This window comes from Nonomuraea sp. NPDC048892 (assembly GCF_040649735.1).
GTDB lineage: Bacteria > Actinomycetota > Actinomycetes > Streptosporangiales > Streptosporangiaceae > Nonomuraea > Nonomuraea maheshkhaliensis.
This window is the reverse complement of record NZ_JBEZFZ010000051.1, coordinates 1-24,668: the sequence shown is the minus strand read 5'-3', so window position 1 is coordinate 24,668 and position 24,668 is coordinate 1. Positions and strand designations below refer to the sequence as shown.

The window sequence follows — 24,668 nt, the reverse complement described above, 5'->3', positions numbered from 1 at the left end:
GCCCCTACTTCTTCCTATGTCCAGCAGAGCGCGGACGCCATTCCGTAAGATCATCGTCTGTCAGGTGGAGCCGATCCCGGGTCTGCGTGAGAAACCCGTCATAGATCGCCGCGGGGCTGGCGCCATACTCCGGATCAAACTCGTCGTGCCACTGCCGCACCCACGGCAGGACCTCACGCAGCCCTGCCAGCAACGGCGTCAGCCGATCCACGCCCCAGCCATGGTTCTGCTCGCGGTCCACAATCATGACGGCCAGCGCCTGGGCCTGCTCACGGTGATCCCAACCCGCCCAGCCCAGCAGCAACGCCGGGTCCCCCTCGCCGCCGGCGTATGGATAGGAGATGAACCGCTCCTTCGGTACATCTAGCTTGCCGCGATTCCTCCAGTACGACTCCTCCTGGAAGTCACCGGAGCTGTACTTGGTCGGCACCGGGATACGATTCCGGATCTGCCGCACCACAGCCTCGGCCTCGCTCCGCTTCTTCAGTATCTCTTCGAGCACGGCTGTCGCCCGCTGTCGGTCCTCGTCACCGACCTCGCCCTTGTCCGCCGCCTTGAGGATCGATCGTGGCTCCTCCTCCTGAGCGACGATCGCGTCCAGCACGGTCTTAGCGGCGTCCTCCTGCCGCTGACGGTCCCAGACGTCCTCCCAACCGACACGCGTGGCTAGGCCAGAGTCTTTGTAACGGAGCTGGGCGAGGTAAGGCACGTGCTCATCGGCCACCAGATTGGCGACGACCGCCTCCAGATCCTTGCCCGGCGCATAGAGTTCGGCCACTGCGATAACATCGGCATCGCGCCGGAGCAAATCGGCCAGTTGCGCGGTCGTCAGGATCCGAGGCTGCGGCTCCACCATGCCGTCGACTTCGTGGAACCACAACGCCTTATCATCAAACCGGTCCAGTAGCCAGCCTCGCAGTGCGGCTGCCTCCTGCTCTGGCCACCCCCACGGCTTGTTGTCCTTGATCAGAGCCCAGCGTCGCTTGTACTCGGGCCGCTCCAGCAGCCCGATATTCCGGTCCGACTCGATTAAGGCGATCCGGCGCTCCACTACCGCCTTGTACTCATCCGGCCAGTGCACAGGCAACTCGATGATCGGCTTCGAAGAGTGCCGCGCAAACCACTGCGTTGCTACCTCGCCGCGCTGCACCTTTCGCGCCAGCACGATCTCGAATGCCCGTTCCCCCAGATTCAGATTCGGTACGGCACCCGCTGGTGCGGCCAGTTCTTCGTCAAGGAGTCCATAGAGGGAATAGACCATCCAGTCCAACTCTTCCTGGAGCGCAAACATCCTCCCACGAGTAGACAGCCACTTGGCGCGTGCCGCAATCAGTCGCTCGCTTGTCGGCGCATTTTCAGCGCATATATGGACAGGGCTGAGTGTATTTATCTTCTGCCCCAGTGCATCCAGCTCTTGGGCGACAGCTAGCGAAAACTCGGAAGGCAGTGGCATTGCTCTAACATTTGTGGCATTGAATACATGCCTCTCCATCCAAATTTCCGGCTGAATCCCACGCCCGATGCCACTCCCACCTTTTGGGGCACCATGTTCTCTAAGCCAAAAGCCAGCTAGCGAGCTGTTGAGTAGGCCGGTTAGATTGATGAATAGCTCCTCTGGCGCATTCTCGGCCAGCTTAACCACAGGAGCGGAGCGGTTGAACAGTAATCCCTTCCAAGAAAAGGCGAAGTGGTTGTGCGTTGTAATATCTGCAAACACAATCGCTCGGGGGGATTTCAGGCGCTCGCGATAGAGTTCGCGATAGTCATGCCATGCGAAACGTGAGATTTCCTCCATAGGCGTTCCGAAAAGCTTGCGTCGCTGCAAGACGCGGCGATTCGGCCACAGCATCTTATTTATGTATGGCACTGCATCCATGGGTAGGGCCACAAGATCTTCACCATATGGCCATACGGCTACGTTGGCGGGAGAAATCGAAAAATCTCTAACCTGTGCTCCGCCGATAAGTGGAGTGCAGCTCTCTAGAGCCTTGCGGCGAGCAGTGGCCCAGGTCTCAACGATAAATGCGTCCTCTTCTGCAGGGATTGCGACAAACCCGAATTGCTGACCTACTTGGTCGAGTCGATGTTGAGCGTTCTTTCGAATTAGCTCTTTTAGTCCTCTGGCGCCGCCTCCAGTGAGGCTCCATGGATGTCTCGCAAGCTTGCTTCTCGGGGCGTCACTGGTGCCGACCCACTCGGACTCCGAGTTCTTCTTGGCGATTTGCCCGAGAATCGCCTGCCATACCTTGCCTTCAAAGGGAATAGTCGGGGTGGTGGGCTCGCCGCGAATGCCCATGACCATGTGGATGGTGTCGCGGCGCTTCCATTTGCGGTTGGAGCCGAAGAGAATCACGGTAGGAGTGCCATGGCCCGGGATATAGGCACCCGAAGTGTCGACGATATGGGTGAGTTCCACCTCGTGGGCGAAGAAGTTCTCGATTAGCTTTCGACCGAACTCCCGCTTCATGAACGAGTTGGCCGTGATCTGGCCGACGTAACCGGCGCCGCGGCCGTCGTTCCCTGCTGACAGGGCGAGCTCGAAGAAGCGTTGTGCGAATGGTACTGACAGGGCGTACTGCCCAGAGCAAGCGCTGTAGAGCCTCCGATAGAGTTCATTGAGACTCTTGTCCTTGACTGTGATATACGGCGGATTGCCGACCACCACGTGGTAGGAGCGAGGCTTGAGGATTCCGGGGAAGTTCGGCAAGTCCTCGGTTGCATAGGCGAATTCGGCCAGTTCATCGACGGGTGATGGGGCCTCGGCGGCATCTTCGCTATCATCTTCGCCGAAAAGGTCGGTTTGCTCATTCCTGGTAGAGAATAGGGCGGACTGCTCGATGATCCCAGGGAGCCGGTTCGTCTTCGCCGCTTGGAGCTGGAGCTCCGTCTTGCTGTACAGCTCCATCTGGCGCTCCTTGATCAAGGAGTCGCCGATAGCCAGGTTGAGCGGAAATTCGTACCCCTTGGCCTGCGACAGCGTCGTGAATCCCGACTCCCGAAGTGCGGCGATGAAGAGGCGGAAACGCGCGATGGCGATGGCGAAAGCGTTGAGATCAACGCCGTTCACGGCCTGGAGCGCGAGGCGGACCAGATCTCGTTTGTCGCGAGCTGGCGCAAGCCGTACCCACTCTTTCAAGAGGCGCCGGAAGGCACCGAGTACGAAGTGGCCGGAGCCGCATGTGGGGTCGATAACCCGCACCACGTCGTGGCCGAACTCGGCGATGGCAGGAGTAAGGGTGTAGTCGAGGATGAACTCCTCGACGAACTCGGGTGTCTGGAGCAGGGCGTATCTCTTCCGCGCCGCCTCGGATAGGTCCTGGTAGAGGTCGCCGAGGAAGCGGGTGTCCCAAGCGTCGGAGACGAAGTCATGGATGAGACGGCCATGCTCGCCCCTGCGTCGCCAGAAGGCGATGAGCTTCTTGGCCTCGTCGTGGGAGATCGGAATCTGGTAGAGCGCGTTGTGCTGTTCATCGAACAGCAACGCGCCGGCCTGTGACTCGGCAATCTCGGCGAAAGCTGCCAGCAGCCAACCGCGGTCGGTCTCGAAGGAGTAGGTGGAGAAGAACTCCTCCTGGGCTTCTTCAGCCAGCAGCATCGAATCGGGCGACGGCCCCGCCAGATAGAACGAGGAGAGCAGCCCATTATCCTCGCAGAAGCGGAGAAACACCGTCCCGAGCACCCAGGCCGCCGCGGCCTGGGTGACCCGCTCGTCACGCCAGGACGTCCAGGTCGCCGCCGTACGCCCCAACACGAACGCATGGTCATACTCGGCCTTGAGCCGATCACGAACCTTACGGGTCGACGTGGCGCCACCGATCGTCACCGTCTCCTCAGCGTTCTCCACCTGTTCGCGCAGGTCCTTCTCCAGACTCTTGATCTGCTTCTGGAGATCGGCCAGGAGTGCCTTACGGTCGATCACGATGCCTGGGCTCCACTTCGGTGCTGGTTGGCCACCCACGCGTCGGGCAGCTTGATCCATTCGTTGGGCAGTCGTGCCGGGGTCAGTGCTCCGTCAAGGTTCGGCGTCCTAGCGGCGTCGGGCATGGGGCAGAGGAGCCACACCGCAGGCCCACCAGATCGTGCCTGCTCGGCGAGTCTCTGCAACACGCCAAGCCCTTCATAGCGGGCCATGGGGCCGGCATCGTGAAGCAGCAGTGGTCCTCCGGCTCGGGCTGTCTCCAGATGGGATGCCACCAACGGCCAGGCATCACGGACGTACTCGGCCAGCTTCAGAGCCCCCCGGCTCCCGGGCTCGGCAAGGTCCGCGCTGAGAAGAGTTTCCCACTTCGGCAGCGGCTGGGGATCGACCAACTCGTGCAACGCAGCGAGGAACAGCGTGGCGACGCTCACCGGGCGGGACTCGAATCGACTGATCAGCTCGCGGCGAGCGCTTTCGACGCGTGACATCGTGACGGTCAGGGCACGGAATCCGCCTTCACGGGCCGAGGTGAGCCGCTCCTCGGCGCGGATCGCCTCGGCGAGTTCAGGTGTGCCCGCCGTCCAGCGGCTGGCACCGGTCCGGGTGGATCTGCGACGGACCACTGTCCCTGAGATGGTGTCCGGGGACTGGGGCGGGACGTAGCGTCCGTCTCGCCAGAGCAGATCGAAGCCGGCGTCGGCCAGCAGCCCGTCGAGCTGGGGATGGCCGGGCAGGGGCATCAGCGCAGGGAATCGGGCGTGGACCCGCTCGTGTACCTGGGCGGGAGTCAGTCCTGGCCCACCGACGGGGATCACCCCGGCTTGCGCCAGCCGAAGCGCTCGGATGGGTTCCAGGTCGCGAGGGTAGATCTCGAGTCTTGAGGTGGCGGCGGCGTGTTCTGATGCGGCGGCGGCCAGTTCGACGAGGCGCCGGTCCTCCAGCTCCGCTGGGCCGTTCACCGCACTGAGCTCCTTGAGCACAGTGGCCGACGGCGGAAGAACCTCCCGGTCGGCGAGCCGGTCGGCCACCTTACCCAGCGCGTCGGCGTAGTCCAGGAGGGCAGGAGCCGCAGCAGTGTCCGGGGAGTCGTCCTCGCTGACTTCGAGAGCGAGCATCAGTCGGTTACCGTGTCGCCGCACCAGGAGTCGAGGTTCCCTGACCGTTGGGTCGATCTCGACCGCCGCCCGAACAGCGGCGAGCGCGAGCGCCCGCCGTACCTTTGGGTCGCCGCGGTCCGAACCGCGCCGCGACAGCAGCGCCTCGGCGAGCTCAGTAACCCCCATTACCCTGCCGCTCTGCGTGAGAAGCATGATCAGCTCATCGCGAACGCTGCGAACCGTGCCGTCCTCCCGCCACCGCTTTCGCAGACCGCCGAGGATCTGGGCTACACGGCCCGCGGTCTTTCCGACCGCGGTAGCCACGACGGCGTTCTGCGGCCACGGGGGGAGTCCGGGAAGCAAACCGTTGTCGTCGGGAAGGCCGAGAATGAGCCTGGCGGTGTCGACCTCGGTGGCGTTGCGGGCCTTCGGCTGGAGGCTCGGCACCAATAGAGCCGCGATGGTGTCCAGCCCGATCCGGCTGAAGGCATCCTCATCGCCTGCCTTCTTCGCGCCGGCGACCTCCTTGCGGGCGGCGGCTTTCTCATCGGAGGTGATCGGCTCGGTCTCGCCGAGGCGCTGCTTCCATTCGCGGATGCGGCGCTGTAGCTCCTGCCTGGTCTTCGCGCCGAGACCGGGCAGGCTGAACAGGTTCTTCGATGGAAGGTTTAACAGGTCACCGACCGTGACTGCGTCCAGTCGGTGAGCAGTGGAGACCGCCCGGAGGGTGAGCCCGGAGGCTTCCAGCGCGGTCGCCCGGGTCGCGACCGCCGCGGCGGCGTCACGGGCCTGGTCGGGCGTGTTGTCCTCGGCCGGCAGTTCACCAGGGTGATCCGACCTGACCGGTGGTGACGCGTCCGAGGTACGAAACACCTGGAACCATGCGGTACGCATCTCCTTCAGCGACTCGAAACGCTTCTTGGCGTCCCGATGCAAAGCACGCTGGAAGAACTCCACGAGACCGTCGCGGATGGAGGCGTCGAACGCCTCGGCGGCGATGGTCGGCATGCCCTCGGTGTAGCGAGGCTCGGTCTGCCCGTCGCCCCACTCTGGAAGTTCTCGCGAGGCCATCTCGTGCAGCGTCACGCCCAGCGCATACCGCTCGGCATGGGCATCGTAGACCATGCGCTTGCCGTCCGCACCGAGAAAGGGATCGAGGTAGTGCGGGGTGCCCGCTTCGATCTCCTTAACCGAGATGCCGGCCAGAGAGAAGTCGAAGAGCACGAGTTGCCGGGTGCGGTTCGGCCGAATTCGGATGGCGATATTGTCCGGCTTGATGTCGCGATGCGTGACACCTTCTCCTTCGAGAAAGTCCATCGCACCGAACAAGTACTCGCTGTAGGTTTCCAACTCGTCCGGCGTCAAAGCGCCATGTTCGCGGATCTTACGGGCAACGGTCTGCTCGCCGGCGTGCTCCAGCACGAGGCAGGACCGGTTACCCAGCACGACGGGTTCAGGACGGATGAGTTTGATCACTCGGGAGTCGTCGCGAAGCTCCCTGAGTACGGCGGCCTCATGGTCGAGCCGGATCGCCTTCTCATCGGAGAGCGCAACTTTGAGAACTTCCTGCTTGCCCGTTCGCAGATTCTTCACTAGCAGGGCTCGTGACGTGGACCCGGTGCCCAGGCGCTTCTCGACCTGCCATTCACCGACCACGTCACCGGGCCGGGCCTCCAAGGGGTCGAGCTCCTTAAGCTGAGGTTCATCGCTGGGATGGATACTTTCCGGAGCCGTCGCCTCATCCTCGACGAGCTCCAGCATCTCGATGAACTCGGCGACGGTGGTGAGCCGTTGGGTCGGCACCGGTGCGGTCGCAGCCTGCACCAACTCATCCATGAACTCTGTTACCGAATCGGCAACCGTCGACGGGCGCAGGCCGTTCTCCTTGGACAGTCGCGCCAGAAGTTCCGCGCGCTTGTCGCTGGGCGGCTGGCCGGTGAGTACCAAGTAGGCGAGAGTCCCCAGGCCGAAGACGTCCAGTGCCACCGCGTCCTGCTTGGGGGCGCTGACCTCGGGGGCGAGGTATGCCTGCGCCGATGCCTCCATGTGCTCGCCGCCGTGGCTGGTGGTGCTGACCTTCAGCCCGGTGTCTTGGCTGCCTTTGCCTCGGGTCGCGGTCTGCCAGTCACTGATCTGTAGTTGAGGCTTTAGCCATCCCTGTTCTTGAGCGCTCTTGGGAGCCTGGCCGGGCGTGACCAGGACGCTCCGCGCCGACAGTGCCCGATGATGGAGGTGACGGCCGTGAGCGTAGGAAACAGCCTCGGCGAGCTGGCGGATCATGTTGAGCCGGGTGAGCAGATCGAGGCGCGAGCCGTACTCCCCGATGAAGTGGTCCAGGCGCATCGCGCGCGGGTCGTGCCGGAAGATGAGGGCGGGGCCTAGGTCATGCTGCTCCATCGTGTCGACTTGGACGATGCCCGGATGGCTAATTCCGTGCAGAGCCAGGACTTCGCGCCTGGCAGCTCGTCCAATGCTGGCTCGCATGGTCTCATCTGCGTTGCGCTCGACGAGATAGATCCGGATGCGACGCTTCTCCTCGGAGATCTGACCATGCTTGGCCAGATGGTCTTCCCAGGTAGGGCCGACATCGAACGAGCGCGGATTCAGCTCCCAGGTGCCTATCTGGAGATGACTGCGACTCCTGGCGATGCCGATGTCATGGAGCCATTTGTTCAACGGCTTGGAGAGCTCCGGCCTGATCCGCCGCCTGTCGTCGTCCGGCGGGAGCTTGAGCAGCTCAGACCATAGCTTCGGCAGAGTGCCGTTCTCCGGACCGAAGACTCCGTTCAAGTGATGGTCGGGCAGTTCCACACGCAGAGAGGGCACGGACAGGAAGACCGCCGCGTGGATGTACGGGATCTTCGTGCGGCCGGAGACCTTTCCGAGTAAGGAACGCAACTGCTTGGCCTTGGAGTCGGCCAAGTGAAGCGGGTTGTCGAAGAACCGGGTGTGTGACCCGTTGGTCTGCACCCAGTTAGCGCCGCTGGCGCTCAGCCGTCCGCGAAGACTCTTAACCTCGATCAAGTAGAGCCCGCTGGGCGCCGCGACGAACAGGTCGACTTCCCGGACATGCCCGGTATAGGCAGTAAAGGTGAAGTTCGACCAGGCCCGGTAGGGCTCGGCGTCGGGAAGCAGCTCGCGGACGTGCTCCAACGCCTCCCGCTCATGCTGAAATTGCGAAGGCGTGATCGATGTCCAACGGCCTTCTTCCACGTCCGGCTCTCCAGGGGGATACGTAGCTAGGGTCAGGATAGGTGTCGAGTACCCAAGCTCGTCAGATAAGTGGTAACAGGGCACTCACGATCATCGCAAGCAGCGTACAGAGATGGAAGGACTAGCGTCGGCGACGGAATAAACACGTAGTGCTCCAAGTGAGTTGCATCGTCCTATTTCAGCAATACGACTCTGCTGTGCGGTATCCCATGGGGGCGGCCCGTCCGCCAAAGCGCGCCAAGCGCGAGCAGGTCCGCTTCCAAACGGCGGGCATGTACGAGCGAGCGCGGCATCCCCCGCAGGTCGCCCGCGCGCTACGGGTCACCCCCCAGCTCGGATAATGCCTGGCAGCGCGCGTGGAAGGGCGGCGGCAGGCAAGCTCTTTCCTCCAGAGGGCCGGACGGCTCCATCTGCCGCCTGAATAAAGTGCAGGTCCAAACCTTGGAGACCGAACTCGACGGGGCCCCGCCGCCCACGGCTGAGAAGACCAGAGCTGGTCCCGCGTCATCACGGTGATCAAGCAGCTGTTCCACATTCGACTACACCCGCGCGAGGGTGTCCTACCTGCTGCACCGCATCGGCTGGAGCCCGCAAGTTCCCACGCACCGCGTCATCGAGCGCGACGAAGAAGCCATCACCACCTGAGTGAAGGAGACCTAGCCGCATCTAAGGCAGGCCGCCGAGCAGGGCGTCTGAATCTGCTTCGTTGACGAAACGCGGCACAACCTCCGGACGCTGAGGGAGCGCACCTGGGCACGGCTCGGCCAGACGCCGATTGTGACGGTGTCCGGCAAAGCCCCCGGGCCGGTTCTCGGTCGCTGGCGTGGTCTGCCTCAAGTCCGGCTGGCGGACCGGCTCATCTACCGGACGATCATGTGTCACAGTCGCAAGGACGAGCCCCAAGGCCTCGGCGTCCACGACTTCAAGCGCCTAATGGAGGCCGCCCCACCAATAGTTACGCGGCCCACTGATGATTGTGTGGCACAACCTGCCCGCGCACATCTGCTCCGCGATGCGCACCTTTGTCGACTGGCCCAGCACTTCCAACTTTCCAGTTACGCGTCCGAGCTGAACCCCAACCGAGGGCATCTGGGCCAACCTCAACGGCCACCTGGCCAAGGTGGCCGTCCGCGGCGGCGTGGACCACCTCGCCACCGTCATCACGCATCATCTCAAGCGCCTGCAGTACCGGCCCGGCCGGCTCGACGCCATCATCGCCCAGACTGAACTGATCCTCGAACCCGAACCACCTAACGCGAGAAGCCAGCCTTTCAGCCTCTGTATTCCTCATGGTGGCGCATTGCCTTTGCTGGCTCGCTGGGTCGCAAAATAGAACGCTAGTTCGGTGGGATCTCGCAGTTACTTCAAGTATGTTGCGGATAATTTGTAGTTAATAGGCAGTTGGCCTACCATGTGTGCTCTAGGCCATATGATTAGGCGCAGGTGAAAATGTCACAGTACGGTTACGTCGTTTACACGTTTCGCGTTCACCGGCGAGGCAAGAAGACGGATGCCCTTCCTCTCGGGCGACTGTCAGGCGGAGAGGACGTGCTGCCCCTCTTGTATGGTCTCCTGCGTGGTCTAGGGGAGCAGTCCTTCATGTCGAAGGACCGATACCTCCGAGCCAATCACGTAGTCCCTCTTGGTCGAACTGTCCGATTCATGGTCAAAATAGGACAGAGCGGCCAAACGTCGGAAATTATAGATCCAGATAACGGTGAGGCTGTCGTTTTCAACCGGACGGGGCGTCACATTGAGACGGGCCGGCGGCGGGGAATGATCATCGCGCCCTCTGGTTCATATGTAGGCCTACTCGTCCTAGAAGCCCATGGTCGTTCCAGCGCGAAGACCCTACTGTCCACAGCGCTGAAGCGAGGGCTACTGAAGCACGCCAACCACGTGCTGGATATCGAAGCTGTTGTCGATGATGCAGCCCTAGAGGAGTATGTCAAGAAGGCGAATGTTCATGCAGTCACTCTACGTCGGGCGGGACTGCCTACAGATATAGCTGAAGCGGTAAGCATGAGAGAGGCAGACGCAGATAAAGGGCAACTCGAGCTGCGTATAACACCCGGCCGGATCAAACAATTTCAGCAAAATCTGATCGCCAGATTGCGCGGAGACGATGGTGCCCGGCGGAGGCTGCTGCAAGTAGGTGGACTCGAGTTCAGTGAGCTGAGCATGAGTATGGAAGTAGGGGAGCGTAAGACAACCCTTACAGTCACGGCAGACCGGATCCCCAGCTTCGTCTATGATCTTGGCCGTACACTTCTCAGTGATGAAGTCTTCTTTCGTGAGGTCAAGAGCGGGGCAGAGGAAATCGGTGCGGCCCTCGGCATGATTGTCGGTGCTGGGTGGGATGCTGGTGAGTGGACGGACAAGAGTCTGTCTGAGCTCCTGCTCCTTCCCATGGAGGTGACTCCGGGTGATGATGGAGAACTCGTCACGGAGTAAATTCTCGGTCGTTGGCCTCGTTCTCGATCACTACGGCACTTTCCGTAATTATCAGAGCGGCAACCGAAGCCCTATGGACTATATCGTCTACCTTGGGGTTCCAGTAGTTTTTGCGATAGCCGCATGGCTTATGCAGCTTAAGGCCAACAATGTACCAGAAGTACTCGCGGCCGTGGCTATTCTTACTGGTCTAATCTTCGGTGTTTTCGTTCTCATCTTCGACTTGTCGATGCGAGCGTCTGGCACAGCGGATTCGATCCAGCGCAGCCGGGTGGCCAGGCTCGTAGAGGAACTAAGAGCGAACGTATCTTACGCCGTTCTTCTAGGGTTGATATTGACCGCCACCTTGTCGGGAATCTCGATGTTTGGCGCAGAGAAGGATCAGCCGATAAATCGGGAGCTAACTGCTCTAATTATGCTCTTGGGTAGTCAGCTTTTGCTGACCATTCTTATGATTCTAAAGCGCGTGCGCGCTACGTTCCGTAGCTTCTATCTGCAATATGAAGAGAGAATTCCCTAGATGTCGAATAGATGACTTGCGTTCTGATCTTGCAGTAGCGTCTGATGGAGTCATAGCTCACCTCGTAGGTCTCCGAAGACGATTAGGTGCGAGACATAGGACCCCGCCACGTTGCTCTGCACCACGACGGACAGTACTCGCGTACCCGGTGGCAAGCCGACCCGGAGCGCAGGGCCGCTAGGCCCGAGCACCGGAAGCGGTGCGGCAGCCCTTGGACATCAGCGCCCGCGGCCGGTTCGTTCAGTTCGTTGACTTCCAGCCGGGCGCTCACCGGACGGGCGAGGAGCCTTACCTCGTACTCTTGGCGGGTTTCGCCGTTGGTATAGGCGACGATGTGGCCGGAGTCGGAGTAAATGCGAGCACGTCGATGGGTTCGATGCCAACGCCGTTCTCTGCCTCAGTCTCTCGTACAGCGCACTGGGAAGCCTCGTCCATCGTGAGCGTGCCGCACGCAGGGACCAGGCTGTTAGCCTTGGGTGCATCCGGGTTGTTCCAGTACTCGACTCTTCCCACGAGGTTCCTCTCAAGTGTCGGTGCCGGACCACGGCACGGCCTCGGCCCGGACGCGCTTGGAACGAGCCCAGGCATTGATCGGCGATGGTGCCGCCGCCCAGATAGCGGAAGTGGAAGACGGTGTTGCCTGAGCCGGGCTCGCCGTACGCGTGCAGGTTGACAGGGCATCATCGTCGTAGCGGAAAGCGAGGCAACCGCTCCTGGCTCGACGCTCACGAATGCACGTGTTCTTGGCTTCTGGCGTTTGCTCGGTAGTCCTTCGCGCGTGGGGCGGCGCGGGCCGCGACCGGCCGAAGAGCCGCAGCGCGGCCCGCTAATCGTCCGACGCGCGAGGCGGGCCGCCGAAGGCGGCACGCCCTTGAAACCGTAGAGAAAAGTCTCATCCAGTAGACCAATCATGACCAAACATGGCTCTGACCTGGGCTTTTCTGTCGTTAGGACGCGCGGGAAGTCTCGGTTGATGCATTACAGAGTGGGCTGTTGCTGCTCGGCCGCCCAGCGCGAGCTGCCGGATCGCCTTCAAGGCGGTGGCCGGGGATGCGGTGGACAGTCTGGCGCGCAGGGCGGTCGAGTCTGAGGGTTGGATCATGTGCTGGAACCATGCGGGAGGCCAAGACGACAGTTACCGAGGGACCTCAGCTCCGTACGAGCAGGCCCCGGGCCTTCAGCTTGAGGATGAGCTCGTGCGGCAGCGCGGGACAGTCGTGCACCCGGACCTCCTTGAGAGACGGGAGGGCCGCGACCTGGCCCAGATCGCGCAGCTGGCGGCAGAAGCCGAGGTCCAGCGTACGCAGGGCGGGCAGGTCGAGCTCGCTTTCGCCGAGGATGCGCAGGTTGTCGACGTAGACCAGGCGGAGCTCCTCCAGATGGTGCAGCCCGGAGAACGGGGTGAGGTCGGTGAGCTGGTTCAGGCCCTGGACGGTCAGCTCGCGCAGGGCGGGCATGCGGGCGAGCGCGGAGAAGTCGCGCAGGTCGGTCGCGTAGATCAGGGAGATCCTCGCCAGCGACGGGTGGCCCTCGAGCCCGTCGAGCGAGGCGAGCCGCTGGTGACTCTGGATGGTCACTGAAGTCAGCGCGGGCAGCCGTGACAGCGGGCGCAGGTCGGGCAGTGGGGCGTCCGGCAGGCCGAGGGCCGTCAGCCGGGGGTGGTGGCCGAGGCCGCCCAGGCTCTTCAGGCCGGTGCAGCCGTAGAGCCCGAGCGTCTCGAGTGCGGGCATGGCGGCGATGCCGTCGAGGTCGAGGAGGCGGGGGCAGTCCAAAGTCAGCTTGGTGACGGAGTGGAGGTCGCGCAGCCCTGTCAGGCTGGTGATCTCAATGTGTGAAAGGTTCAGCTCGGTCAGCGCGGGCAGCCCCGACAGCCCGCTGACGTCGTTGATGGACCGGCAGTAGGTCAGCTCGAGTCGGCGCAGGTGGCGCAGTGCGAGCAGCGGGGAGAGGCCGGCCACTCTGCGGCAGTGGGCGATGCGGAGGTTCGTCAGCCCGGTGAGCGCGGACAGGGGTTTGAGGTCGCTGACGTTTCCGCAGTCGTCCAGCTCCAGCTCGCGCAGCCCGGTCAGTGCGGCCACCTCGGACAGGTCTGTCAGCTTCTTGCACTCTTCGAGGGAGAGGGTGTCGAGCATGGTCAGATGGCGCAGTCCAGTGAGCGAGTCGCGCCTGCTCAGGCTCAGCTCCGTGCGGCCCTCGGCGATGAAGGCAGGGGCGAGCACGCGCTCGGCGAAGCCATCGGGATCGAGCGCTCGGTGCCAGAGATTGAGCAGGTCGTCCGAGGTCCGCTGCGCGATCTCGGCGTAGTCGGCGGCCAGATCGAGCGCCTGGGCGTTGCGCGAGCGCAGCACGAGTTGCCGGACGGCCATCCAGGCCTTGGCCGGGGACGCGTTCGGTAACTGGGCGCGCAGGGCGGTCACATCGGGTGGCTGGGTCATGCCCGGAAACGATAGGGGGCGGGGCCGACGCTTTCGGATCAGAACGAGAAACCGGGCGGTCTGAGCGGCGGATATATCGCCGGATCGGCTGCGGGCGTCACGGTTGATGCTTGACGCTACTGGCGCCGACTGGCTCAGCCGATGTGCGGACTGTCGCCATCGAGGTAGTGGCTGATCCTGAGGCGCATGGAGTCGTGCATGCTGTAGTCGCCGACCTGGTGCCGCGGTACCCAGTGGACCTCTCGGGATTCACTACTCGGCGTCGGCTCTCCATCGATGGGTCGGGCCGTGAGAACGAGGGAGAACTCCTGCCGGACTTCGTCGTTGCTGGTGTAGTGGATGACGTGGTTCGGGTCGCTGTAGGTGCCGACCAGACCCGTGATCTCGCAACTGATCCCGGTCTCTTCGAAAGTCTCCCTGATGGCTGCCTGGGGGATGGACTCGCCGAGGTCGATGGCGCCGCCGGGTAGGGCCCAGTTGTCGTTGTCGGACCGGCGGATGAGCAGCAGCTCGCCGGCCTCGTTGGTGACCACGACGTTCACCGATGGCACGAGGCTGTTGGCGGCGGGCGTGTTCGCGTCGTTGTAATGGTCGATCCGCTGGCTCACGTCGCGGGAGCCTACTCCGCCGAGGGGCTGTCGTTGAGCCGATCGGCGTCCTTGGGCTACCGGGGATCGTCGCCGCTAGTGACGAAGCTGCCCAGGTTGGGGACGGTGTAGACCTTGCCGGCGCCTCGGAGGCGTTCCATGGCCTTACGTATGGTGGGGCGGGCGACGCCGAACTCTTCCATGAGCTTGACCTCGGAGATCTTGAACTTGGGGCCCCACTCGCCCGAGTCGATGCGCTCGTTCAGAACTTCGAGGATCTGTTCCCAGCGGGAGCGGTCCTCGTCGAACTCCCAGGTGCGCGTGTGATCGACATATCTGGCCACAGTATGAGAGTAGGAGGGCGTTTCACGCCCCTTCACGTCGGATCGTGGAGCGTCATGAAACTGCATGAAGCTCCATGGAATAGACAGGCACTTACAGGTTTGCTAGCTTGAGGGCATGGCGTTGGTGAGCGATACTCCAGTGCCCCTCCGGGTGGGGCTTCGCAGCGTGCGCTCCGGCATACCGCTCCGAGAGTGCGTACGGTGCGACTGGAGATGGCTCCTCGCTCACCAACGCCTGTTCATCGACATGGGCGCCGCCGGCGTCCCGCTGGCGGTAACGCGTCGCGAAGGATGGTGAGCCCCTGTGGCAGATGATGACGACTTTCACGGCTCGCTCGCACCCCGCGTCGCCTCGTCCAGACGCTGTGCGGGTGAGGTGGACCAGGGTGGAGCGCCGTCCAAGTCCCGCCCGGGTCCGGAACTACACCTGCGAATGCCTGACGCTGGTCTTCGAGGACTGCCGGGCCGGCGGGCAAGGGTTCATCCGGCGGTACGACCGGTCCGTGGTGCCGTGGGTCATCGCCGAGAGTCCGCGGGTGAGGGTCGGCGAAGCCGAGACGCTGTGGCGACAGGTCAGCAGTGGGGAAGCGAGGTAAGGGCACGCCGAACCACACGGTCCACACGCGCACGTAGCGTCACGATGTGGAACTGATCTGTGACGAGTGTTTCCGCAGGTCGAAGGTCGGCCTGCGGTTTCGCATGTCCGCCGACTGGCAGTTTTTCTGCCAGTGGCGCAGGTCAGCCGCCTTATCGTCGAAGCAAGCGACGGCGAGAGGGAGGGCTCGGACGTGGCAACAGAGTACGTGACGCAGGGCCAGCGGATCGCGCGGGCTCGTCATCGCAAAGGCTGGGACCAAGCGACCCTCGCTGAGAAGGTCGGCCGGTCCGTCTCCTGGCTGTCGAAAGTGGAGAACGGGCGCCTGCCGCTGGACCGCATGAGCGTGGTCGGGCAGCTCGCCGAGGTGCTCGGGGTGGAGGTCGCCGAACTCACCGGTCAGCCGTACCAGCACGAGACGACGGAACTCGACTCCGGCCACGCGGCGGTGCCGGCGCTACGGCTCGCGCTCCAGCAAGCTTCGCTGCCCAGCGGGGTGCTGGTCCGATCGGTCAACGAGCCGCGGCCGCTGCAGGAGCTTGAGGCGAACGTCCGCCTTGCCGAGCAACTCCGTCAGGACGCCCAGTTCACCGCCCTGGGGGAGGTGCTGCCCGGCATCCTTACCGATCTGATCGCCATCACCAACGACTCGTCGGCCGAGCGCGACCGGGCCGAGGCGTTGATGCTGCGTGTCTGCCACATGGCTCGGGTGTCGTCCAACCTCCTGGGACATTACGACCTGGGTTGGACCGCCGTGCAGCGTGAGCTCGTCGCCGCGCAACGCGTGGGCGCACCGGACCTGGTCGCCGCGGCCAGTTGGGACCTGTGCGGTGTGTGGCTGCACGAAGCGCAGCTCGACCCCGCCAAAGACGCGGCCCTGTCGGCGATCGACCAGATCGAACCCCACGTAGGCGGGAGCGACGCGATCAAGGCGATGTGGGGCGCGCTCTTTTGTTGTGAGCGGAGAGGCCTTAGATGAGCGCACCCGCGTGGGCAGCGGCCTGGAAGTCGTGATCGACCCGACAACGGGGACTGCTGACCTTCATCCGGCCTATGGGCATGCTCTCGACCTACTGAGCACGCTGAACGAGGTCATCAGAGCGGTGAGAATCGCTCAGCAAATCAAAGAGCGTGTGGGGCACTCGAAGAACTCCCCGCCGAGGTGGACACCTTCAGCAGGGAGGTGATCGAACTTCTTGAGCTGATGGTCTATCGGGAGTCGGTCGGAGTGGTTTCCCGGGGAAACGTCCACCTGCGCTCCATCTCCATGAACTCTCCGCTCACGCTGGAGCTGGTACCACGGGTGCCGGGGGCGCGGGCGTGATCTCCGCGGTTGTGTATCTGTTCAGGAACCCGGACAAGATCGGCTCGTGGTTTCCTAGACTGCAAGCCTCCTGGTACAACGGCCGCGCCGAAGCGGAGAAGGCCAGGAGCGCATACGAGAAGCTGCGCAAGGCTCGTACGCGGATGCGGAAACTTGATCGCTGATCACAGACCCCTCCGAGCTGCGAGTTCAGGTCGATGTTCGTACGCCGGGGTTCAGGTGCCTTCGGGGGAGACTTCGCCGGGTGGGCTGACGAAGCTGCCGAGGTTGGGGACGGTGTAGATCAAGCCTTCGTCGCGCAGCTGGCGGATCGCCTTGCGGATGGTGTCGCGGGCGACGCCGAACTCCTGGACGAGTTGAACTTCCGAAACAAGGTGCTTTGGCGGGTACTCTCCGGTGGTGATGCGTTGACGTAGAACTTCGGCGATTTGTTGCCAGCGTGGCCGATCAGGCTCGAACTCCATCACGAGCTAAGCGTAGAAAGGGGGCGTCACGGGTCTTCAGTCGCCTCTATTGATCTATCGGTACCTATAGGGGTCTGCGGCTACCTCACGGTATCTATAGGGGTAGACAGGCTCTCTCGCTTCCTTCTACAGTCGCGGTATGGCGTTGGTGAGCGATGGTTCAGAGCCCCTCGGGATAGGGCTTTGCAGCCGCGCCCCGGCATGGCTCCTCGTGAGGGCGCACGCTGTGACTGGAGATGGCTCTTCGCTCACCAGCGCCTGTTCATCGATCGCGGTCTCCGCAGGCGCCGCCCGGCACTCCGTTGGTGATCGCTCGTCACGCGAAGGACAGTGATCCCCTCTCTGTCAGTCTCTCGTGAGACTTGGGAAGAAGTAGTCTTCTGTGACTTAAGCAGGGCGAGAACAGGATCTTTCAGACAGTGACCTTGACTGTGGCCGACCTTCGCGGGGATCTCACCGATGATGGACAGGTGGGCAAGGATGACAACAGACCTCGATCGGATCGGCCGAAGCGGCGCTCGTTCATGCCGGAGTACAAGCTGGCGATGGTCGAGGCCTACGAGGCGGCGACCGAGCCGGGAGCCAAGGGCGCGCTGCTGCGCCGTGAGGGGCTGTATCACTCCCACATCATCGAGTGGCGCAAGGCCCGCGACGCGGGGGCGTTGAACGCTTTGGCGGCCAAGCCGTCCGGCCCGAGGATGCGCAAGAGCGAGGCCGAGAAGGAGAACGAGCGGCTGCGGGCGCGTGCGGAGAAGGCCGAACGCGAGCTGGCCAAGACCAAGGCCGCGCTGGAGATCATGGGAAAAGCGCACGCGCTCTTGGAACTGCTCTTCGAGAGCGCGGACAACGACGCGCCGCCCAGGACGTGATCGACGAGGCGTTCGCGGCGCTGGAGCCGGTGCTCGGCGTGACCGCGGCGTGTGCGGTGTCGGGCATGTCGTGGGCCACCGTGCATCGCCATCGCCGCCCCGCGCCGGTGGTGCTCGGGCCGCGCCCGGCGCCGGTGCCGCATCCGGCGGCGCTGAGCGAGCAGGAGCGGGCGAAGGTGCTGGCCGTCTTACGCTCGGCCCGGTTCGTCGACAAGGCGCCGGCGCAGGTGTGGGCCACGCTGCTGGACGAGGGCCTCTACCTGTGCTCGATCTCCACGATGTATCGGCTGCTGCGCGAGCACGGCGAGGTGCGTGAGCGCCGCCGGCAGGCCACGCACGCGGCCCGGGCGCGGCCCGAGCTGGTCGCTCGCGCCCCCTCGCAGGTGTTCACCTGGGACATCACCAAGTTGAAGGGGCCGGTCAAGGGCGTCTACTACGACCTCTACGTGATGATCGACATCTATTCGCGCTACGTCGTGCACTGGGAGGTCCACACCCGCGAGAACGCCGAGCTGGCCGAGCAGTTCATCGCCTCCGCCATCGCTGCCAACGGTGGCCAGGCGCCCGCGCACGTGCACGCCGACCGGGGCACCTCGATGACCTCCAAACCGGTCGCGGTGCTGCTGGCCGACCTGAACATCACCCGAAGCCACAGCCGGCCGCGGGTGTCCAACGACAATCTGTACTCCGAGGCGCAGTTCCGGACGCTGAAGTACTGCCCGGCCTTTCCCGAGCAGTTCGGCTCCCTGACCCACGCCCGCGCCTTCTGCCAGCAGTTCTTCACCTACTACAACCACGAACACCGGCACTCGGGAATCGGTCTGCACACCCCGGCCTCGGTCCATCTGGGCGCCGCCGGCCAGATCCGGGCCGAGCGCGCCCGAACCCTCCAGGCTGCCTACGCCGCCAACCCCGGCCGGTTCCGACGCACGCCCAGCCCGCCCAGCCTGCCCACAGCCGTCTGGATCAACGAACCCGCCAAGGAGGAATCCAGCTCCGATACAGAACAAGTCGCCTGAAACGTCTCAAACGGTTTGACAATTACCGGCGTGCCGAGGTCCTCAGGCTGCGCCGTACCGGAATGTCGTTTCCTGCGATCGGCGAACGGCTCGGAGTGACCCGGCAGCGTGTTCACCAGATCTACTGGGCGGCGTTAAGGGAGATCCCCGTACAAGAGGTCACGGACTACCGGGCCGAGCAGCTCGAACGCCTGGACGCTCTGCCGGTGAAGGCCAATGAGGTTCTGGAGCGGCACCACATCACGGTCTCGAACGGCCGGGTAGTGACGCTGGACGGAGAGCCTCTGCAGGACGCCGGCCCACTGCTGGACGCCATCAAGACGGTCCTGGACATCGAGACCAGGCGAGCGAAGCTGATGGGCCTGAACACCCCGGTGAAGCAGCAGCTTCAGACGGAGGAGACGATCACGTACGCGTTCGAGGGTGTGGACTGAGCAACTGCAGTAGGCGGGACTCCAGACGGGATGAAGCCCGGCTGGGGCCTTGATCCAGCCGGGCTCCGGTGCTACCTGCTGTGCAGGCGGAAGTGGTCGCGGAGGAACTCGTAGGTGAGCCTCACCGACGCGACGATCGCCGAGATCGTCGTAGGTAGCCACCACCAGCGGGAACGCTGGTTGGGTGTCTGATCGGAACTCATGTGATGTTCTCCAATCGGGCCTACGAGGCCACCTGTAATCGGAAGCCTGGACGGGTAGCCTGCCCGGACACGAGTTGGATCACAGGTAACGGTAACCACAGCAATCCCAGGAATTCCTGCGAAACAGCAATGAAGCTATTTCATCCCCCTGGTGGCCAAGGCCGTTGCGTTCTCGGCTGATGAGACTGCTGCACCCCTGGGCCGAGTGGCCGAGTAGGAGCGCCCCGGTGCGGAGATGACAAACGCGACCCCTGATGATCGTCGGTGTCTAGCCAGTCGATCAAGAACAGGGGCCGCGTTCGCGTGCCATCATCCCCGATCGATGTGCTCTCCCGCCACCTGGAGCACATCACGCTCACCGACGCCACCGTCGACCTGCCCACCCTGGCCGAGGTACTCGACGCTGTCCCCGATCCCCGCTGCCGCCGCGGGCGCCGCTACCGGCTCGGGCCGCTGCTCGCCTTAGCCCTGCTCGCCGTCCTCAGCGGAGCATCCTCACTGGTGCAGATCACCCGATTCATCGCCGGATACGATCCCAACACGCGTGCCCGACTCGGCCTCCCTTCCACCACACGACTGGCCGCCTCCACCCTGGGACGGCTGCTGGCCCGTCTGGACGGCGACGCCTTCGACGCCGCGACCTGCGGCTACGTTGCCGCGTTGGCAGCCTGCCAGCCGCCCGAGACGATGACATCCACCCGAACACCCCTGCTCGGCCTGGCCGTGGACGGCAAGACCCTGCGCGGCAGCCGTACCTCGAGCGGCGCGGTCCACCTGCTGGCCGCCATCCACCACGACACCCAGATCGTCCTGGCCCAACGCCAGGTCGAGGCCAAGAGCAACGAGATCCCCGCCTTCACACCCCTGCTGCGCGACCTGGATCTGACCGGCACGGTCATCACCGCCGACGCCCTGCACACCCAGCACGACCACGCCCGGCACATCGCCGCCGCCGGCGGCCACTACCTCTTCATCGTCAAAGGCAACCAGCCCACGATCCTGCACCGGCTCAAGGCCCTGCCCTGGCGCGAGGCCATCCTCAACGACCGCACCGACGAGCAAGGCCACGGCCGCCGTGAGATCCGCCGCATGAAGATCTGCACCGTCCGGCCCGGCCTGCCCTTTCCCCACGCCGCCCAGGCCATCCAGGTCAAACGCCGCCGCACCGACCGCAGAACCGGCAAGACCACCATCGTCACGATCTACGCGATCACCAGCCTCCCACCGGGCCGGATCACCCACGCCCAACTCGCCGCGCTGATCCGCGGCCACTGGAGCATCGAGGCCCTGCACCACATCCGCGACGTCACCTACCGCGAAGACGCCTGCCGAGCCCGGACCGGAGCGGCACCCGCGTCCTGGCCAGCCTCCGTAACCTGGCCATCGGCCTGGCCCGCCTGATCGGCTGGACCAACATCGCCGCCGCCACCGACCACTACCGCAGCCACCCAGCCGACGGTCTTCAACTACTCGGTCTCACGACATGAGAACGCTTCAGCCCTGGCGACGGAGCCCGTCATCGGTAGGAACCCGATGACGGGCCTCCCTCGTTGTGTCCGGCTGTCTACGGTGATCACCGAGGCAGATGGAGAGGACGGTTTGCCTCAGTCGATCATTTTGTGCAGGGTGCCTATGGTCAGCAGGCAGATGATCAACGTTGTTGCCGTCTCCTCCGTCTGGCCCACGAGAGCAGAGACGGCAGTTGCGGTGGCAAGGATCAAGAACCAACGCTGCGGCAGAGGCGGCGGGTTCTTGGGGTGGGGCTTGGGCCTTACTCTGGGCATGCGGCGTCTCCTCCTGGTTGCATGGAGTGGATAAGCCGGATCTACAGCCCCCGGGCGGTACCCCGGGGGCTGTACTTGTTTCCGGCAATTACATGGTGCTCCTCTGAGCCACGCTTCGCGACCCGACCTGCGTGACGTCTTGATCCGCCACCTACTGCTCTCTGAGCATGGGGAACATCCTTGCTATCGCTTCCCTATAGACAAGGGGCGGATCAAGACGCCCAAACCTCTCTCGAGGGGCCCTAAAGTCGATGGGAGGGCTCTCCTGTAAGGACATCACATGAGATTGAGGGATGGCGGCAGACTGTCGCAACGAATGGATCGCCTGCAGCGTATGGCGAGATCGTTGGCGGCTGCCCAGGCGAAGCTAAGGCGCCAGCAGCGTCGATCGATACGGTCCGTAGCGATTCGATCCCGCTTTGTTTACAAGGAAAGCTGGATTGTGCATCGCGCGTCTTACGGCCGTGCTCTTCCTCCCAAGGCCGCTCGACCGCCTGCCGCCCGCATCGTGTCTCCGAATGGCATGGCTCTGAAGCTGTACCTCATTGCCCTGTGCGTCGCTCAGATGAGCGCTGGGGCAGGTGCCCGCCCTAAGAACCGCTTGCCGCTGCGGGAGGGAGGAGGGGAAACTGGTTGGATTGATCTCTTTGCCTTGCCAGCATCTATTGCAGAGACGGCTCCTAAAGCTGCGGATAAGAAGCTTCGACGTTTGACGTCTGCCCTCGCCAGCTTGGCAAGTGAGGCCAACCAGCTCGTATACCTCCCTCATGGGCGTAAGAGATCTGGCAAATATGAGGAATTTCAGCTACTAGACGAAGGTGGAGTGAGGCCAACGGGCGATGCGGTGCCGTATGTGGTGCCAAGGATGGGGGAGTCTAAATGCAGTCTTCCGTACAGCTTCTTCGAGAATGGGTGGATACATTGTCTAGAAGATGCTGAGCTCCTTTTCCTTCTCTCTCTCGTGCATCATCGCGACGCGAATAGCCTGTCTAATAAGGATTGGATAAAGATCGAGAGCGTAGAGCGGTTGCAAAACTATGGGCTAGGCCGCGATGCCTATCAGTCTCATCACATCCTGCAGCGGTTTGGCCTGCTGGAAGTAGATGCCGACCCAGATCGGCGCGGTGATGGCACTCTCCCGGTTCGCCCCATGTACGCCGCGAACGGCTTGCTTCATAGATTTCGGGTAGTAGAGGATGGATTCGACGAGCCAGCTATAGAAGTAGCTACGGCAGCACTTCAAGAGTTCTTGTCCTAATGAGGACCGCTGAGTTGCCTCAGTCACGGCCAATGCGCGGCCAGGTTCACCCTACTGGCTGCAAGCGCAGGTCAAAGCTCGATTGCGACAGGACTCTAACTATCGGTATGCATACGCAAGTTCGAAGCTTGCACCCGCGACACCAGCGGCCAGTCACCGTTCCCAACAATCAAGGTCGCCATGGCTGGACGACTGGTCTGCGGCGGCCGACGGGTGCTCCTGCGCCTGGCCGCCCGATGGCCCTATGAGCAATCAATCGACCCGACGACCAAGGAAGGACACGCGCGCGCCCGTGGAACCCTGCCCACCCGATGCGACAGCCGGGCTGGCGCGCTGACACCACCCGCAACCACCCCTCAGCCGAACCGCTCAGCCGACCAATCCTTGATCACGAAAGCTGAGGCAGCCTTGGCGTCGGCGTGGCCAGAGCCGCGCGAGCAGCTGCCGCCCAGGGCGACGAAGCTGGATCCGTTCAAGCCGGTGATCGACCAGATCCTGAAGGCGGACCCTGTGCGCGCCGCGCAAGCGGCGGCACACCGTCACGAGGATGTGGCACCGGCTGATGGACGAGCATGAAATGACGAACGTGTCTTATCCCGTGGTCCGGGCCACGTCGCCGAGCGCAAGGCGCAGATTCGGGCGGGGCCTGGCCGAGGTGTTCGTACGGCAGTCGCACCGCCTCGGTGATGAGGCGGAGGTCGACTTCGGTGAGGTCGTGATCCAGTTGGCCGGGCAGGGCCCCCGTCCCTGTCACGCCGGACGTTGCGCTGTGCGAGGCAAGCCCGTGACCGACGACGGCAAGGCTGCCTTGGACTGGTTGCTCGGCCAGTCCGCCGACGTTCCGACCGCCGTCGGCCCACGTCCTGGCAAATCAGCTCTCCGGCTCAGGCGTCCCTGTTACCGGTCATCGAGATCAACCGGAGGCCCTAGTCGGGCGCGTGCACCGGTCCAGTCGGTGTCGCACTTAATCCGGATGGGGTTCGCCGATTTCGATGCTGTTCTCATCAAGAGCGTTGGCGATGTGGAAGCGACCGGTATCGAAGGCGAACTCCACTGCGAGGGTGCTGTTCGCCAGGTCATGACGTGATGATGGCCGCCACGCAAACAGGGCGACCTCGCGGGAGTTGGCGGCCGACGAACGGCTCGAGGCGCTCGTGGGCGTCGGACCACGCCGGCGTCGGCTCGAGGTGCCCCCAGCCGCTGATTGCGGCCGTCGTGTCGATGGTGTCCCAGCCGATCGACAGCTCATCGAACTTCCAGTGGCAGATTTCCGCCTGGATGCCGTCGAAGTGCAAGACGACGGGGCAGTCAGAGAACCAATCCCTGTCCTCGACGAAACGCACGAGCGCGAACCCCGTCAGCCGCCCGCCAACAGGTGCGGCCGGGCCCGGTCCATGCTCCTCGCGGACGGCTTCAACCCCGACGAGAAAGATCGGTTCGGAACCGGAGATCCTCATCACGATAGGCGATTGTCCAGGTTCATCGCGGAACCAGCCAGGCCGATACCTACCGACAAGCCTTATGGCCCGGCCTGCCACCGGCTTCGAATGAGGCGGTTGATGTGCCCTTTGACTGTGTCGGAACTGAAGGGAGAGCCGGATCTGCCAGGGCGGCGTCGACAACATCGCGCGAAGTCCCTCCTGCGAGAAGGGAGCGGTGGGTGTTCAGCCCGAAGGAGTAATGCAGTGGCTCTCCTATGGGCTGGTCGCAGCCCGGTGGGCTCTGGCGACGGCTTTACCCGGAGCGGGGACGGGCACTCGGCAGGTGAGCGTGCACCTCCAGCCGGGGTTACGCACGTATTTGGCATGATCACTCGTGGCGTTCGTCCAATGTCCGGGCGGTCGTAGCGGGGGCAGGAGGGCGGGATGGCGGAAAATCAGGCCCTGAGCTGGGGAAACGTCATCAAGATCATCCCGTGTATATCCCCTGATCATGGTCTTACGGCTGCGTGCGGGCACCGTCGGCTGCCTATCAAGGTCCACAAAGCAAAAGACCTGCGGCTAAGAAACCACAGGTCAGGGGCCCGAAAATGCCTATCTAGGTGAGTGCCCCCGGCAGTGTGCTGGTTCAGGACATAGGAAACCCATGTCGCAAGACATAGGAAACTTCAACAGAGTGTGTCTCGGGACATAGGCAACCATCGCGATCA

17 protein-coding genes and 1 pseudogene are annotated in these 24,668 nt (G+C 63.5%); 9 read left to right on the top strand and 9 right to left on the bottom strand.

Features of this window, described 5'->3' with window-relative positions; genetic code table 11:
* Window positions 1–4: 4 nt before the first annotated feature.
* On the bottom strand, window positions 5–3,919 hold the full coding sequence (gene pglX, locus AB0C28_RS54885; RefSeq protein ID WP_358085261.1) for a BREX-2 system adenine-specific DNA-methyltransferase PglX: 3,915 nt from the start codon (window positions 3,917–3,919) through the stop codon (window positions 5–7).
* On the bottom strand, window positions 3,916–8,229 hold the full coding sequence (pglW, locus tag AB0C28_RS54880; RefSeq protein WP_358085259.1) for a BREX system serine/threonine kinase PglW: 4,314 nt from the start codon (window positions 8,227–8,229) through the stop codon (window positions 3,916–3,918). The genes pglX and pglW overlap by 4 nt, the downstream gene beginning before the upstream one ends.
* Window positions 8,230–8,778: 549 nt before the next feature.
* On the opposite strand from pglW, the pseudogene AB0C28_RS54875 reads away from it, so the two are divergent.
* The 4 genes and pseudogenes from AB0C28_RS54875 to AB0C28_RS54860 all read left to right on the top strand — a co-directional run.
* Window positions 8,779–8,874, top strand: a pseudogene (locus AB0C28_RS54875) (winged helix-turn-helix domain-containing protein); the annotation flags it as partial.
* A 475-nt stretch (window positions 8,875–9,349) separates the two neighbouring features.
* Window positions 9,350–9,562: a hypothetical protein gene (locus AB0C28_RS54870; RefSeq protein ID WP_358085256.1), complete on the top strand. Its 213-nt coding sequence runs from the start codon at window positions 9,350–9,352 to the stop codon at window positions 9,560–9,562.
* A 329-nt stretch (window positions 9,563–9,891) separates the two neighbouring features.
* Window positions 9,892–10,683, top strand: coding sequence for a hypothetical protein (locus tag AB0C28_RS54865; protein WP_358085253.1), 792 nt, complete (start codon window positions 9,892–9,894; stop codon window positions 10,681–10,683).
* Complete coding sequence (locus tag AB0C28_RS54860; protein WP_358085250.1) at window positions 10,655–11,203, top strand: hypothetical protein; 549 nt, start codon at window positions 10,655–10,657, stop codon at window positions 11,201–11,203. Before AB0C28_RS54865 ends, AB0C28_RS54860 begins: the two co-directional genes overlap by 29 nt.
* A gap of 1,148 nt (window positions 11,204–12,351) precedes the next feature.
* On the opposite strand, the gene AB0C28_RS54855 is transcribed toward AB0C28_RS54860, so the two are convergent.
* The 3 genes from AB0C28_RS54855 to AB0C28_RS54845 form a co-directional block, all read right to left on the bottom strand.
* The gene (locus tag AB0C28_RS54855) at window positions 12,352–13,638 is read right to left on the bottom strand and encodes a hypothetical protein (RefSeq protein WP_358085248.1); all 1,287 of its coding nucleotides are present in this window, start codon (window positions 13,636–13,638) and stop codon (window positions 12,352–12,354) included.
* Between the two features lie 134 nt (window positions 13,639–13,772).
* Window positions 13,773–14,246 carry an NUDIX domain-containing protein gene (locus AB0C28_RS54850; protein WP_358085245.1) on the bottom strand — a complete coding sequence of 158 codons (474 nt, stop codon included), beginning with the start codon at window positions 14,244–14,246 and terminating at the stop codon, window positions 13,773–13,775.
* Window positions 14,247–14,302: 56 nt separating this feature from the next.
* Window positions 14,303–14,569, bottom strand: coding sequence for a winged helix-turn-helix domain-containing protein (locus AB0C28_RS54845; RefSeq protein WP_358085241.1), 267 nt, complete (start codon window positions 14,567–14,569; stop codon window positions 14,303–14,305).
* Window positions 14,570–15,297: 728 nt separating this feature from the next.
* On the opposite strand from AB0C28_RS54845, the gene AB0C28_RS54840 reads away from it, so the two are divergent.
* Both AB0C28_RS54840 and AB0C28_RS54835 read left to right on the top strand, forming a co-directional pair.
* Window positions 15,298–16,143 carry a helix-turn-helix transcriptional regulator gene (locus tag AB0C28_RS54840; protein ID WP_358085238.1) on the top strand — a complete coding sequence of 282 codons (846 nt, stop codon included), beginning with the start codon at window positions 15,298–15,300 and terminating at the stop codon, window positions 16,141–16,143.
* A 183-nt stretch (window positions 16,144–16,326) separates the two neighbouring features.
* The gene (locus AB0C28_RS54835; RefSeq protein WP_358085235.1) at window positions 16,327–16,488 is read left to right on the top strand and encodes a hypothetical protein; all 162 of its coding nucleotides are present in this window, start codon (window positions 16,327–16,329) and stop codon (window positions 16,486–16,488) included.
* Between the two features lie 215 nt (window positions 16,489–16,703).
* Here AB0C28_RS54835 and AB0C28_RS54830 read toward each other — a convergent pair whose 3' ends face one another.
* Complete coding sequence (locus tag AB0C28_RS54830) at window positions 16,704–16,952, bottom strand: winged helix-turn-helix domain-containing protein (RefSeq protein ID WP_358085279.1); 249 nt, start codon at window positions 16,950–16,952, stop codon at window positions 16,704–16,706.
* A gap of 524 nt (window positions 16,953–17,476) precedes the next feature.
* Here AB0C28_RS54830 and AB0C28_RS54825 point away from each other — a divergent pair.
* Both AB0C28_RS54825 and AB0C28_RS54820 read left to right on the top strand, forming a co-directional pair.
* A protein-coding gene (locus tag AB0C28_RS54825) for an IS3 family transposase (RefSeq protein ID WP_358085232.1) occupies window positions 17,477–18,840 on the top strand; the annotation gives its coding sequence in 2 pieces (ribosomal slippage) (window positions 17,477–17,762 and window positions 17,762–18,840; 1,365 coding nt in all).
* Window positions 18,783–19,274, top strand: coding sequence for a helix-turn-helix domain-containing protein (locus AB0C28_RS54820; RefSeq protein WP_358085276.1), 492 nt, complete (start codon window positions 18,783–18,785; stop codon window positions 19,272–19,274). Before AB0C28_RS54825 ends, AB0C28_RS54820 begins: the two co-directional genes overlap by 58 nt.
* A 71-nt stretch (window positions 19,275–19,345) precedes the next feature.
* Here AB0C28_RS54820 and AB0C28_RS54815 read toward each other — a convergent pair whose 3' ends face one another.
* Window positions 19,346–19,477, bottom strand: a complete 132-nt coding sequence (locus AB0C28_RS54815) for a hypothetical protein (RefSeq protein ID WP_358085229.1) — start codon at window positions 19,475–19,477, stop codon at window positions 19,346–19,348.
* 303 nt (window positions 19,478–19,780) lie between these two features.
* Here AB0C28_RS54815 and AB0C28_RS54810 point away from each other — a divergent pair, with 303 nt between their 5' ends.
* Window positions 19,781–20,878 carry an ISAs1 family transposase gene (locus AB0C28_RS54810; protein ID WP_358085226.1) on the top strand — a complete coding sequence of 366 codons (1,098 nt, stop codon included), beginning with the start codon at window positions 19,781–19,783 and terminating at the stop codon, window positions 20,876–20,878.
* Window positions 20,879–22,303: 1,425 nt separating this feature from the next.
* On the opposite strand, the gene AB0C28_RS54805 is transcribed toward AB0C28_RS54810, so the two are convergent.
* Window positions 22,304–22,438, bottom strand: coding sequence for a hypothetical protein (locus tag AB0C28_RS54805; protein ID WP_358085223.1), 135 nt, complete (start codon window positions 22,436–22,438; stop codon window positions 22,304–22,306).
* 1,157 nt (window positions 22,439–23,595) lie between these two features.
* Entirely contained in the window at window positions 23,596–23,979 is a 384-nt protein-coding gene (locus tag AB0C28_RS54800; RefSeq protein ID WP_358085221.1) for a hypothetical protein, read from the bottom strand.
* Between the last annotated feature and the right edge of the window lie 689 nt (window positions 23,980–24,668).